Origin of the sequence: Chitinophaga sp. GbtcB8, from assembly GCF_019091455.1 — a bacterium.
In the GTDB taxonomy this organism is placed as follows: Bacteria; Bacteroidota; Bacteroidia; order Chitinophagales; family Chitinophagaceae; genus Chitinophaga.
In genome coordinates this window covers 61,992-75,424 of sequence record NZ_JAGXJN010000040.1, presented here as the reverse complement: position 1 = coordinate 75,424, position 13,433 = coordinate 61,992, and the positions used below count along the sequence as shown (strand labels likewise).

The window sequence follows — 13,433 nt, the reverse complement described above, 5'->3', positions numbered from 1 at the left end:
CTGCGGGCAAATAAAATGTATATGCGTATCAATACCGCCTGCAGTGGCAACCAGGTTGCTGCCGTTATGCACTTCAGTGGAGGCGCCAAAGATCATGTTAGGCGGTACCCCACCCAAGGTGTCAGGGTTGCCTGCCTGGCCAATGCCCACAATGCGGCCGTCTTTAATCCCAATATCTGCTTGTACAATACCCCAGTGGTCAATGATGATCACGTTGGTGATCACAAAGTCCAGCACCCCTTCTGCACGCAGGGCTGTGGCGGATTGCGCCATACCGTCGCGGATGCTTTTGCCGCCGCCGAACTTCCCCTCATCGCCATGCTGCAGGTAATCCTTTTCTATTTCTATGATCAGGTCTGTATCTGCCAAACGCACGCGGTCGCCGGTGGTAGGCCCGTACATGCTAACGTATTTGTGCTTGTCAATATTCAGGCTCACGGCAATTGGTTTTTAAAGTGTTGTTGTTGCGCTTTTTCCAGGGCTTGTTGTTTTACAGCAGCATCGGTGGTAATACCCTGTGCCAGGTTATTGATGCCTATAACCCGTTTGGCTCCGCCCAGCTCCACCAGCTCTACTTCTTTTACTTCGCCGGGCTCAAAACGTACGGCGTTGCCGGAGGGCACATTTAACCGCATGCCAAAGGCAGCCTGCCGGTCAAAGGCCATTTGCCGGTTCACCTCAAAAAAATGGCAGTGGGAGCCTATCTGCACCGGGCGGTCGCCGGTGTTCACCACTCTTAATATAATGGTGCGGCGTCCCTTGTTGGCAATAATGTTCTCTTTTTTCAGGAAATATTCTCCGGGGATCATGGTTGGTTTTGTTTAGATAGTTAAAGGCCGGTATACTAACGGATGGGATGGTGCACTGTTACCAGCTTGGTGCCATCCGGGAAAGTAGCTTCTATCTGGATCTCATGGATCATTTCAGGAATACCTTCCATTACATCCGCACGGGTAAGGATGGTGGCGCCAAACTGCATGAGGTCCGCCACGCTGCGGCCATCGCGGGCAGCTTCCTGCAGGCGGCTGCTGATAAGGGCAATGGCTTCCGGATAATTGAGCTTTAATCCCCTGGCCTTTCGTTTTTCTGCCAGCTCGCCGGCTACGTGCAGCAGCAGCTTCTCCGTTTCTCTTGCTGTTAAATGCATAAACAGATCTTGATTTAGAGACAGAAAAGTACAATATTTTTTTTTGAGTTAGTAATCCAGGTTTACCAATATTGTCTGAAGAAATAACCCTTACATGCTATTTACCATTAGCCGCTAACGTTTATATTGCGAAACAGAAACCTACGACGTAAACAAAGAAACCTACAACGTAAACAAGAGGACAATACAGAATGTCTACAAAATAGCATTCCATATTTGTTCAGCACACATACTTATGAAGTTACACTGCCTAACAGTAGCAGCGTGTTTATGTGTATGCGCCCTCCCGGGACAGGCGCAATCACTGACAGCCAGGCCTGATACTGCACAACCTACAACTGTTCACTATCATTTTTCGCAGCTTAAGCTCAACCCGGATGTTTCCTATCATGCGCCCCGGCTCAGGATGTCGGTTGCTGCGGGTATGGTAGCTTATGGATTTGCAGCGTTAACCGCACATCCGCTGAAAGAGCTTAACCGCAGCACCAAGGCTGAGATCCAGGAGCATGCGGATTATACCACTACCATAGATAATCACCTGCAATGGGCGCCGGCATTGGCGGTATATACGCTGAATGCTGTTGGCGTTAAAGGCGCGCATAATTTCCGGGACCGGTCTATCATCTACGGTATTTCCTGCGCCATTATGGCCGGCAGCACCCGTTTCCTGAAAAAGGCCACGCGTGAGGAAAGACCGGATGGCAGCAACTACCTTTCTTTTCCCAGCGGGCATACCGCTACTGCTTTTGCCGCCGCAGAATTTATGCGCATGGAATATAAGGATGTGAGCCCCTGGTATGGCTTTGCGGGTTATGCTGCTGCGGCCACAACCGGTGCGCTGCGCATGTATAATAACCGGCACTGGTTCAGTGATGTAGTGGCCGGCGCAGGCATTGGCATCCTGAGCACACAGGCGGCATACGTGCTGTACCCGCATGTGAACCGCCTTCTGCACCCGCATGCCTCGCGTAACCGCATGCTGATGCTGCCCTACTATGATCCTACCTGGCGTAGTACCGGCCTTTCACTGGTAATTGCAAGGAACTAACTGTTAGTGGTTAGTAAGCGTATACCTACTAACCACTAACCCACTTTAACTACCTCCATCTCCGTACTTCCTCCCTATTAATTATTAATTTTTCATTCTTAATTAAACCTATAGCCATTACCGTTATTACTGTACCCTTACAGATGATACTTTATCATTTGCATTACCACTAAGCGTAGTAAAGTCAGGCGTATCCGCAGTTAGCGTCCAGGAAGGGCCGGAGAAATTATCATCCCCATACATAATAACTGTGCGGCCTGCCGGCACACGTACAGAGGAGGCCCAGTCATTAGGCACACCCAGGGCGGCCAACTGTGCTAATGTGTAATTACCTGCAGGCAGCGCCTGGCCCGCAGCGCCGCCATAATTAATATCCTGGTAAAAAGTTACACCACTGCCGCCACCATTTCCCACTACAAAAGGCGTAGGCACAGTGGTGGTATATGGTATTAACCCTTTCAGCATTTTACCACCATCATTTACCAGGCGTAAATAAAAATCAGAAGATACATGTACCCCATCTGCATCCAGCGTAAGAAAATACTTGCCGGCCGGGATCATAGAGGCATCTTCCGCTACTTTAAAAATGGAGGTAGCTTCATTCAGCTCGTCAAACATGGCAATGTATACACTTTGCACGCCTGCATTGCGGAAGGTGGCAAACTGTGCCCAAAGGAAGTTGCCATGATTACGTGGAAACTGATTTTTGGGTGATGCGCTGCCATTGGTGTTGTAAAACGCAGTACCGGGATAAGCGCAGGGCTGATAATCCATATTATTTGCATTACAGAAATCACGGTCGCCGGTTACCCATGCATTGTAGTTACCATCCACCGCACGGCCTACAGCCCAGCCGGAGATCATATTAAAGGCCTTATAGGCATCCGTAAATCCAGCCTTGGAATCGCCGGTGCCGGTACGCCACTGGCCGGGTACAGAACCAATTACATAACAGCCCTGCGCTTTAAAGAAATTAATAAGGTCCAGTGCTTCTGCTACGCTGGATGGGTGGCTGGCATATCCCAACCCATATACAGATACTACCGGCTTGCCATTCTGGTGCGCATATGCAGGCGATGACAGCAGGTTGAGCGTACCGGCAATAGTGTTGGTCCAGTCGGTTTTTACGGCTGCCAGGTTGCCCCAGCCGGATACATCGTACATAATGTAAAACTTACGGCCGTAGGTTTCCGAAGCATTCCTTACACGGGTGGCCATACCATCGCGCTGAGCTTTAATGGTGCTGCCGGGCGTAATTTCATTGGCAAAACGTTGCAGCGCGGCACAGTCTATCCCGTTCTCCTGCATCCAGCGGAAATGCACATTCACGGTTGACTGATCGTAGGAAGAGAACATTCTTGCAGGCTGCCCATTGCCCAGGTTACCGGTATAACCCGGCTGCGCTACCCCGCCCTGCGGAAAAGGCGTGCCTGAATAACTGCTGGTATATTCCCGGGTATCGGGCCACATTTCAAGATTGGTATGGCCCCAGCTGTTCACCGGCGAACCATCGCCGGCAGCAGAGAACCAGCCCTGGTAGCCCACAGTAACCTTGCCTACCACATCCCCTGCCGGTGATGCTGCCTGTGCGCTTTGTTTTGCTGTTTTAATATTGTCTGTGGGTGTTTTTTCCAGCGCATTTTTAACGCAGCCGGATACCAGGATCATAAATAACAGCAGACCTGAATGTTGTAAGGTTTTCATTTTTTCTAAAGATTAAGGTTAAGTAATTGATGCGTGGAATTTTTAGTTGGGTTACGAATAAAACATGGCTACAGGATAATGCTAATGTAGAGAAATTTCAGGTACATACCGCTGAAAACAGCACGCGCAGCAAAGATTTTTTTTCAACAAAACCCTTGCTGCGCGTGTATTTGCTCAATTAGTGATAAATTAATGGCCCATTAATCTTTTATTAATCATTTATTAATCACCTCCCCTTCTTTTATTTCATCATTGGCATTCACCACCACCTCATCGCCGTTATGAAAATCGCCAAAGATCTCTATTTTATTATCGCTGGCATTACCGGTGATCACATCTTCCTTTACTGCTTTACCATACCGTACCAATATCACATACTTTCTTTCTGTAGAGGTAACCACTGCTGAGCGGGGTACTGCAAAGGCATCCTTGCTACCGCCCGCATCCAGGATCACATCTGCATACATACCGGGGGTTAGCTCACCGTTTGTATTTGGAATATCCATCTCCACCCTTTCCATCCGGTAAGCAACGTTAATGTTAGCCGACTTTCTTGATATCTCCGCCGACATTTTTTTACCCGGAAAAGCGCTCAGGTAAAAGTCCATACGGGTTTTATCCTTTAGTGAGTAGGCAATATGTTCCGGTACATCCACCTGCAAACGCAGCTTGTCTACCTGCTTCAGTTCCAGCATGGGTTTTTGTTCCCTGCCGGCAGCGCTAACTAACGCGCCCGGATGTACGTTCCTTTCCGTGATCACGCCATCAAAAGGCGCGGTTACCTGCAAATAGCTGAGAATAGCTTTTTCCATATCCCAGCTGGCTTTTTCGGCGTTGCACAGGGAGCTGTCTGCCTGCATTTTGGCTTTGGCAGATGCCAGGTCCATCGGTGAAATGGCGCCTTTGGTTTGAGAGGCTTCCAGCAGGCGGTTGTAATTTTCCTTGCTGATGGTATAATCTGCCTGGGCGCGTGCATATTTTTCACGGGCCTGTACGCTGGTGTGTTCCAGCTCAGGATCCTGCAGCGTCATCAGCAGCTGGCCTTTATGCACTTTAGCGCCAATATCCACCAGTACGGCCTGCACGTAACCATTTATTTTGGGAAAAATGCTTACTTCCTGGTAGGCGGTTAACTGCGCAGGCAGTTTAATAGATTCTGATACGCCTTCTTTTTTAACCGGCGCCAGTTCATAATGCGCAACAGCGGTTTTGGCGGCCTCCTTTTTTTCAGTAGCGGTACTGGACCCGCAGGCATACAAGCCGCCGGCCAATGTAATGATGATGATATATTGTTTCATGGTGTTATACACGTTTATTGATTGGAATCTTCGGGCAAAAGGGAAACGGAATTAAAAGATGTTTTTTGCTGCACCCAGCCATACACCAGCGGCACAATGAATAACGCCGCCAGGGTAGATGCCGCCAAACCGCCTATCACAGCCCTTCCCAACGGGGCCGACTGATCACCGGATTCGCCCAGGCCGCTGGCCATAGGTATCATACCTGCTATCATGGCAAGGCTGGTCATAAGAATAGGGCGTAAGCGGATGCTGGCTGCTGCGGATGCTGCTTTGAACGGATCTTTATATTCCAGCCGCAGATTTTCGGCATTGGTAACGATCAATATGGCATTTGCCACAGACACGCCTACAGACATGATAAGGCCCATATATGATTGCAGGTTCAGCGTGGAGCCGGTGGCCAGCAATAACAGCATAGAGCCCAGCAGCACGGCCGGTACGGTTGACAGCACGCTAAGCGACAGGCCAAAAGACTGGTAGTTGGCTGCCAGCAACAGCAGCACCACCACAATGGCGGCGGCCAAACCGGTTTGCAAAGATCCCAGTGTTTCCGTTAGCAGGGACGACATGCCTTTTACCTCTGGCACCAGCCCGGGTGGTGGTGTGCCCATTTCGGCAATTGCTTTATGTACGGCAGCAGTAGCCGTGCCCAGATCTTTTTTGTAGATGTTTGCGCTTACGGTAATGAACCTGCGCGGGCCGCGGCGGTCGTATTCCCCGGGTTGTGTATCCGGTGTAAGCGTTGCCACATCAGACAGCACAGGACGTGTATGCCCGTTTACCAGGGGAATGGACTGCAGCTGCTCCAGTGAATTCATAATATATTCCGGTACCTGCACCTGTACCTGGTATGTATAGGCTACCCGTTTATCCAGCCACTGGTTCTTTTCTGTAAAGCGGCTGGAGGAGGTGGCTTCTGTAATGCTTCTTGCTACATCCTGCAGGCTTAAGCCCATCTGCGCCAGCCTGAAACGGTCAATGTTGATATTGATGACCGGGAAAGCCAGCGGCTGCGCTATCTGCACATCCCGCAGGAAAGGCAGTTTTTCCAGCTTGCCTGTAAGCCGCTGTGCATACTGCTTTATATTACTGAAGTTCTTCCCAGCCACCCTTACTTCTATCGGCGTGGCGGCGCCCTGTGCCATGATCTTCTCCGTTAGCTCAATGGGCTCAAAGGAAAGTTTTAAATGCGGATACTTAGCATGTATGTTTTTCCGCAGCAGGTCTTTCAGATCATCCATGTTGGTTTTATAGTCGTCGTCCAGCTTTATCTGCATCACTGCTTCGTGTGTGCCGCTGTTAAATACATACAGGTTGCTGGTGCCATAGCTGCTGGGTACAATGCCCACATAGGCAGAGCTTATTTCTACGTGGTTTTTTACGGTAACATCTACAATATTCAGCACATCCTTCACGGTTCTTTCTGTTACCTCCAGCCGGGTGCCATCATCTTCCTTTATGCGCAGCTGCAGCTGTCCTGTATTGTTTTTGGGCAGCAGGTCTTTCCCTATCACCATAAAGCAAAATCCCGCCAAAGCTACTACCAGCACCAGGTATATGCATACGATCAGCTTGCGTTTGGGCATCCATTTATCCAGGCGTTGGCCAAGCTTTGTCTTTAAGCGCTGAAAAAAGCCGTTCTCCTCACCATGCGTGTTTTCTTCCTTGCTATGGTGCTGTACCTCTTTCATCTCCTGCTCGTTCAGCGCCAGTCCTGCATGCGCATGTATACCGGAGTGCCGGTACCGGAACATTTCTTCTTTCAGCAGCCATATGGAAATTACCGGTACCAGTGTTTGTGCTGCTATAAAGGAAATGATCATGGCAAATGCAATGGACAGCGAAAGGGGCAGGAACATGGCCCTGGGCACGCCGTTCATAATAAATGCCGGCGCAAATACGGCCAGTATGCAAAGCAATATCAGCAGCAGAGGGAAAGATATTTCCATGCAGGCATCCAGCACCGCACGCTTTTTAGGCTTGTTCATTTCCAGGTGCTGGTGAATGTTCTCAATGGTTACCGTTGCCTGGTCTACCAGTATGCCGATGGCCAGCGCCAGGCCGCTCAGCGTCATTATGTTAATGGTTTGGTTAAACAGGTGCAGGAACAGCACGGCGCTCAGCACAGCTACGGGAATGGTAATGACCACCAGCAGGCTGCTGCGCCAGTCGCCCCGGAACAGCAGCACCATCAGTCCTGGTAAAATAGCGCCCAGTATGCCTTCTGTCATGAGGCTTTTGGCTGCGTTCATTACAAACACAGACTGGTCAAACTCGTATTTCACATCCACATCGTCCGGCAGCAGGTCCTTCATCTCCGGCAGTTTTGAGCGCAGGTTTTGCACCACTTCCCAGGTAGAGGCGTCCGCGGTTTTTACAACAGGAATGTATATGGAGCGTTTGCCGTTGATGAGTGCATAGTCTACCGTCACGTCTGCGGCATCCGCCACCCGGGCTACATTCCGTATAAATACCGAATTGCTGCCATTGGAGGCCACCACAATATCCTCAAAGTCTTTCACCTGGTCTTCCAGCGAGTTTAAGCTGGTTACGTACATTTGGTTGCCTACACGGAGGTTGCCGGAAGGGGTCATGAGGTTATTTTTGGCAATAGCGCTCACCACTTCATCCGGCGAAACATTGTAGGCCCTTAATTTCTGCGGGTCTACATTAATGATCACTGATCTGGAGTTGGCGCCAAAAGGCGGCGGTGCGGATAAGCCTTTTACCGTTGCAAACAGTGGCCGGATGCGGGTAGCGGCCAGGTCGTAAATTTCCTTAAGGGATTTTGTTTTACTGCCCAGCACCAGCTCGCCTACCGGCAATGAAGAGGCATCAAAACGCACTACCTGCGGCGGCAGGGCGCCTGGCGGAAAGAATTTCATGGACCTGTTCACCTGCAGGGCTACCTGCGCAGAGGCCTCCGCCATATTGGTGTTTTCGTAAAAAGAGAGCTTGATCATTGTTAAGCCCTGGATGTTCTTGCTCTCAATATCCTTTATCCCGTTAACGTACAGGAACTGGTCCTGCATACGGGTGGCAAAAAAACCTTCCATCTGCTGCGGCGACATACCGCCGTAAGATTCTATAACATAAATGGTAGGCAGGTTAAGCCTGGGAAAAATATCGATGGGAATGCTGCGGATGGCCACTACTGAAAACAGCAGTAAGCCTATGAACAGCACCAGCACCGTAATGGGTCTTTTTAAAGCAGCCCTTACCATAATCTTAATTTTTAATTGATTGAATGAACAGATCCAGGTTGCCGGTAGCTGCTGCTTTGTCAAGATTGGCCTGCAGCCAGTCGTTCAGCACTTCCACATAATCTGTTTGCGCGCGGTACAACACAAAAGAGGCATTGGTAAGATCCACCAGGTTAATGATGCCGGCGCGGTACTGCGCCACTTTTTGCTCATACGCATCCGTAGCTGCCTGCAGCTGCACGGGCAGGTTTTGCAGGTTGGCCTCCGCGGTTTGAATGGCGGTTTGCGCCTGGTGCAGGGCCGTATTTAAGGCCTGCTGCTGCTGTTCCAGCCCGTAGTTACTAGCCTGTATGTTATAGCTATTCACAGCCAGCTTATCTTTCCGGTGCACCAGGTCAACAATGTTGTAGGTAAATGCAAGGCCTGCTCCATAATTGAAACGCTGGTAACCCAGGCCGGTAGTCATTGATTTATAATTGCTGGCATCCGCATAATCAATACTGCTGCCCCGGCCCCATAAACCGCCTGCCAGTAAGATCTTTGGCAGGTAGCTTTTTTTGATCAGGTTATTGGTAGCTTCATACAGCTCCCGTTGTTTGCGGAAATAAGTTACCAGCGGGTTTTGTGTATCCGGCGTATTGCTCCAGGCTGCCGGGCTTAAAGCCACATCGTACCGTTTCTCTGAAGTATCTATCCGGATGCTGTCAGGTATGCCGGTAAGAAAGGCCATTTGCTGCTGCAATTGCGTGATCTCCCCCCTCTTGCGGTCATAGCTGATCTGTGCGCGCGACAGTTCCGCCAGGGCCAGGGAAGAATCTACCCCCGCCCGGATGCCGGCTTTGGCAATGGCCTGAATTACGTTGTACACCGCTTTGTAGCGATTAATATTCTGTTCATCCACCCCCAGCTGGTACAGGTTACGCAGCATGGTAAAATAAAGCTTGCCTACCTGCAGCTTCAGGAGGTATATGTCTTTGGAAAGGTCTGTTTCCGCTAGTTGTTCATTCACTTCTGCATTTGTTACCCGCGCCTTGCGCAGGCCAAAGTTGATGAGCTCATACTCCCCGTACAGCATACCAATATTGCCGCTGGCCGGTTGTGAAATATTATCTGCGCGGATAGCGCCGGAGGTAGAGATCATTTGCCCCATTGGCAAATAAGTGCCGGTAGCGCTGTTGGCGGTGGCCATGGTTACCTCGTCCTGTATCTTAAGTGAAGGCAAAGCGGTATGCCGGGCATCTGTAACATTGGCCCGTGCACCGTTCACCAGCGCCTGCTTTTGTAAAATGGCCGGCAGGTGATGCGTGGCCGCATCCGTTAATTGCCCCAGCGTATAACCTTGCGGCTGTTGGGCCCATACAGCGGCGGGTATTGCCTGCATCATTATGCACACGGCAATACCTACTGCTTTTCTGCAATAGCAAATCATTAAAAGTCTGTTTTAGTGAAAAAGAAGAGAGATGGAATGTAAAATGATAAATGTAAAATCTTAAATGTAAAAGGTGAAGGAGGTTAACCGCTGCATTCAACTTTTACATTCAGCATTTAAAATTTTACATTTTACATTCTTAACAATTATGCCATGGGCGGGCCCCGCCAGTCGCGGAGGTCAATAGAAACGGTTATAAACGTTTGCGCGTAACAGTGATAACAGGTATGTATATATACAAATTCCGGGCGTACGTAGTAGCTATAGGCAACCGGTGCATGATCATGCCCGTCATTCAGCCCAACCGGGCGGCGTTTAAAATATTCGGGTTTTGATGTTAAGCGGTGACTGGTGCTGACAGCTGCGCGGGTAGGAAATTGCGCAGGTGTATGGGTAATATAAGCCGTAGCATCTGAAACGGCCTGCTGGTGCGGGTACACGTCCCCCCCCTGTTGTGACAGGAAAAAGAAGCAGGCAAGGAATAAGTGTATCAAACGTTTCAATACTCGCTGTTTTATCAACCGCAAAGATATTGCGGAAACGCAAAAATAGGGAATAAGTCCACAGTTTTTAATGTAATTTTAAGAAGCGGAAAGCTATTTACCACCGCTTTTGCGTTTTGCATCAGCCTTGTCCTTTGCATCATATTCATTTTCATCATAACCTTCCAGCTCATTATTCTTATCGTCGTTAAATTCTTTTTTGGGCGCCTTTTTATTTACCGGGGTAGCGGCAGCGGCGCGCTTTTCCTGTTTAATGGCCCGTTTGGCCCCGGTTGTTTTTTTCATGGTCATAACAGTAAATTTTGCTCTACCCTACCGGCTGCAAAAATGCTGCCGTTATGAGAGCCAGCGGGCCACCAGGTAGGCAGCTGCTGCTGCCACAGCGCCAATGCACATTACCTTTAACGCCCCTGCCAGCAAGGGCTGCCCGGTAGCTTTGCTTTTGAAATAACCGAACACGAACAGGCAGATGAGGGTAACCACGGCAGATATTTTAAACCCGTCCGTAGGGACTGCTGTGAAAAAATAGGGCGACAGTGGAATTAACCCGCCCACAATGTAGGACAGGCCAATGGTAATGGCGCTGGTACGTGCACGGGCCGGGTTGGGCTGCTGCAGGCCCAGCTCATACTGCATCATAAAAGACACCCATTTGTCCTTATCCATGGCCAGCTCGTCTGCTATGCGGTGCTGCGTATCCTCACTGATACCATAACCGGCGAATATGGCGCGGATCTCTTTTTTTTCCTGCTCAGCCATGTGCTCCACCTCGTAATATTCCCGTTTCAGCTCCGCGTAATAATGGTCCCACTCCGTTTTGCCGGCCAGGTAACCGCCCAGGCCCATGGCAATAGCCCCGGCAATTATTTCCGCTATTCCCGCGGTTACTACAATGCTGTTGCTGCTTACCGCGCTGCTGATGCCCGCTGCCAGCGCAAAAGGCACGGTTAACCCATCGGCCATGCCAATAACCACATCAGTAATAAAATCAGAGCTTTGAAGATGCTGTTCCTGGTGCATAGAAAAATTTGAGAAAGACAAAATCTACCTGAAAATTATATTAAAATCTGTATATTAGATATGTTATTGCGGCCTTTGTAGAATGTGAAAAACCAGGGCACTGACTATATCCACGTAATTCCCATAAATAGCAAGCAAATGTTCCACCAAGAGCCTATTATTTCCATCCTCATACTTTACCTGGTGAGCAAGGCCATTGTGCTGTCGGTAATGCTGATCTATTATTTATTTTCGCCGGAACAGGGAACTACATCTGCGCATCAGCGTCCGCGGCAAAAACAGGTTACCCGGCTGCATTTAACCTTAAAAAGCACCCGCCATCAGCAGCCTGTTTCCGGACGGCACCGGAAAACAGCTTTACAGCAAACCATTGAAGAAACTTTCTCCTGCAATTAAAAACTGATCCACGCTATGCAGGCTTTCCGGTCATCGCCCGTACGGGTTACCAGGATGGTGGCATAACTATTCTCCTTCACATTACGGTCTGCCGCGCCCAGCATGCAATAGTACGCTTTATCCGTTTGCGGGCTGCCAAACAGGAACAAACGTTCTGCCTGGCCTTTCTGGTAGCGGTAGCAGATGGTATTGGCTTCCGTAAGATAGCGCAGGGGCTTCCTGGCCTCAAAGGTGCCGCCACGGTCCAGCGCCTGCAGGTAATCATTGAACAGGGTATAATCCCCGTGGTTAGTACGTATGTGGTCAAAAGAAAGGTACGGTGTGGTATTCAGCGCGGCTACGCGGTTGCGGAACATCCAGGTGCCGCGGTGCTGCCGTTGCAGGTATAAGGGTTCAAAAGCGCCGTTGGCTACCTGCATTTTAGGGATCACATAACCACTGTCGGCCTGCCCGCCTGCGCTGATGCTGCAAATGCCAATATCCCCCAGGTTGGTGTGCTGCATATTGTACACGTTCTTACCCTGGGTAAATTGCTGCATTTGTTCCAGCTGCACAATGGCGCTGCCATCCGGTTGTACGGTCAGCATTTGTGGTAAGCCGTTGTAGTTGGCTAATTTATCCAGGGGCAAAACATTTTGCTGCTGCAGCTGCCCGTTATTATCCAGGTAATTGAGGTAACACCGGCGCTCATCCGGTTTGGCCTTCGCATCTTCCGCCGCTACCAGCAATAATTGCAGGCGTTTGGTAGCCGCCACCCATTGCAGGCTGGCATAGGCATTTCCAAAGTTGGCGGTGTAAGCCAGGGGCTGGTGCTGAAACTCCGTTTGCCCGGCTTTTAATACAGATACTATTACCTGCGACTGGGCCTGCGGGCCACTGCGTTTGGTATTAAAACCTACCGTGCACAGGTATACGTTTTCCTTACCCTGCACCGCCATATCCAGGTAGCTGCAGTAGGGCAGCGCACTGCTATCCGGCAGGCTGTACCAGGCCTGGTTCACCAGCTGGTGCTCCGGGCTAAAATGCATTACCTGTATGCGCTCCTTTGCATTTTCTTTACGCTGCAGCTCACCGCCGGCAAAGAAGGCCACGGCATAATACCCGCTGGCAGGGTCTTTAGCCACGTAAAAGTCATGGGAGGCCAGGTTGTTCAGGGCAAATGCTTCGCGGTGCAGCACCGTAGGCAGCTCCCCTATCTTATCTTCCTGCTGCAAATGGCCGCTGGTACCGTCTATTACTATACGAAACAGGGTGGGTTTATATTTAATGAGCTGCTGCAAAAAGATCACTACCTGCCCGTTAATAGCATACACCCCGTCAATTTCAGTATCGTTCATGTTGCGCGTATCCCACTGCCGGCCCGTGATCACGTCTGATACGGTGAGCTCCCGGGCAGCATTATACAAAGAGCTTTGAATGCCCTTGCTTTTATCAAAATGTAAGTAACAGGTATTGCCGTTAGGCAGCAGTACTACCTTATCCCAGCCATCGGCTTCCGGCTCCGGGAAAGCAGCGCTCAGGGAAACTTGGGGAACCTGCGCTTTAAGCGCGCTACCATAAAAACAAACCCCGCACAGGATAAACAGGCTTACAGTTCGCAGCATCATTCTCATTACTTTAATGAATTACCAGCGTCAAATATATTAAAAATTAATAATTTATAGAAGTATCCTGGCAACTGC

12 protein-coding genes and 1 pseudogene are annotated in these 13,433 nt (G+C 49.9%); 2 read left to right on the top strand and 11 right to left on the bottom strand.

Features of this window, described 5'->3' with window-relative positions:
• The 3 genes and pseudogenes from ureC to ureA form a co-directional block, all read right to left on the bottom strand.
• Positions 1 to 438 (bottom strand): annotated as a pseudogene (gene ureC / locus KVT36_RS26560) (urease subunit alpha); the annotation flags it as partial.
• On the bottom strand, positions 435 to 809 hold the full coding sequence (gene ureB / locus KVT36_RS26555) for an urease subunit beta (RefSeq protein ID WP_089911115.1): 375 nt from the start codon (positions 807 to 809) through the stop codon (positions 435 to 437). The pseudogene ureC and the gene ureB, both read right to left, overlap by 4 nt.
• A gap of 35 nt (positions 810 to 844) precedes the next feature.
• The gene (ureA, locus tag KVT36_RS26550; RefSeq protein WP_089911112.1) at positions 845 to 1,147 is read right to left on the bottom strand and encodes an urease subunit gamma; all 303 of its coding nucleotides are present in this window, start codon (positions 1,145 to 1,147) and stop codon (positions 845 to 847) included.
• Positions 1,148 to 1,382: 235 nt separating this feature from the next.
• Here ureA and KVT36_RS26545 point away from each other — a divergent pair, with 235 nt between their 5' ends.
• Positions 1,383 to 2,195: a phosphatase PAP2 family protein gene (locus tag KVT36_RS26545; RefSeq protein WP_254640215.1), complete on the top strand. Its 813-nt coding sequence runs from the start codon at positions 1,383 to 1,385 to the stop codon at positions 2,193 to 2,195.
• 126 nt (positions 2,196 to 2,321) lie between these two features.
• Here KVT36_RS26545 and KVT36_RS26540 read toward each other — a convergent pair whose 3' ends face one another.
• The 7 genes from KVT36_RS26540 to KVT36_RS26510 all read right to left on the bottom strand — a co-directional run bounded on the left by KVT36_RS26540 (position 2,322) and on the right by KVT36_RS26510 (position 11,355).
• The gene (locus KVT36_RS26540) at positions 2,322 to 3,899 is read right to left on the bottom strand and encodes a hypothetical protein (protein WP_217606470.1); all 1,578 of its coding nucleotides are present in this window, start codon (positions 3,897 to 3,899) and stop codon (positions 2,322 to 2,324) included.
• A gap of 215 nt (positions 3,900 to 4,114) precedes the next feature.
• Positions 4,115 to 5,197: an efflux RND transporter periplasmic adaptor subunit gene (locus KVT36_RS26535; RefSeq protein ID WP_217606469.1), complete on the bottom strand. Its 1,083-nt coding sequence runs from the start codon at positions 5,195 to 5,197 to the stop codon at positions 4,115 to 4,117.
• Positions 5,198 to 5,211: 14 nt separating this feature from the next.
• Positions 5,212 to 8,424, bottom strand: a complete 3,213-nt coding sequence (locus KVT36_RS26530) for an efflux RND transporter permease subunit (protein ID WP_217606468.1) — start codon at positions 8,422 to 8,424, stop codon at positions 5,212 to 5,214.
• 4 nt (positions 8,425 to 8,428) lie between these two features.
• Positions 8,429 to 9,832, bottom strand: coding sequence for a TolC family protein (locus tag KVT36_RS26525; RefSeq protein WP_217606467.1), 1,404 nt, complete (start codon positions 9,830 to 9,832; stop codon positions 8,429 to 8,431).
• Positions 9,833 to 9,978: 146 nt separating this feature from the next.
• Complete coding sequence (locus KVT36_RS26520; RefSeq protein ID WP_217606466.1) at positions 9,979 to 10,335, bottom strand: hypothetical protein; 357 nt, start codon at positions 10,333 to 10,335, stop codon at positions 9,979 to 9,981.
• A 93-nt stretch (positions 10,336 to 10,428) separates the two neighbouring features.
• Positions 10,429 to 10,620: a hypothetical protein gene (locus KVT36_RS26515; RefSeq protein WP_143080980.1), complete on the bottom strand. Its 192-nt coding sequence runs from the start codon at positions 10,618 to 10,620 to the stop codon at positions 10,429 to 10,431.
• A gap of 51 nt (positions 10,621 to 10,671) precedes the next feature.
• On the bottom strand, positions 10,672 to 11,355 hold the full coding sequence (locus KVT36_RS26510; protein WP_217606465.1) for a VIT1/CCC1 transporter family protein: 684 nt from the start codon (positions 11,353 to 11,355) through the stop codon (positions 10,672 to 10,674).
• Between the two features lie 138 nt (positions 11,356 to 11,493).
• Between KVT36_RS26510 and KVT36_RS26505 the strand changes: the two genes are divergently transcribed.
• Positions 11,494 to 11,751 (top strand): hypothetical protein, encoded by a 258-nt coding sequence (locus KVT36_RS26505; protein WP_217606464.1) that lies wholly within the window; start codon positions 11,494 to 11,496, stop codon positions 11,749 to 11,751.
• On the opposite strand, the gene KVT36_RS26500 is transcribed toward KVT36_RS26505, so the two are convergent.
• Positions 11,748 to 13,358 (bottom strand): hypothetical protein, encoded by a 1,611-nt coding sequence (locus KVT36_RS26500; protein ID WP_217606463.1) that lies wholly within the window; start codon positions 13,356 to 13,358, stop codon positions 11,748 to 11,750. The genes KVT36_RS26505 and KVT36_RS26500 overlap by 4 nt on opposite strands.
• Positions 13,359 to 13,433: the final 75 nt, after the last annotated feature.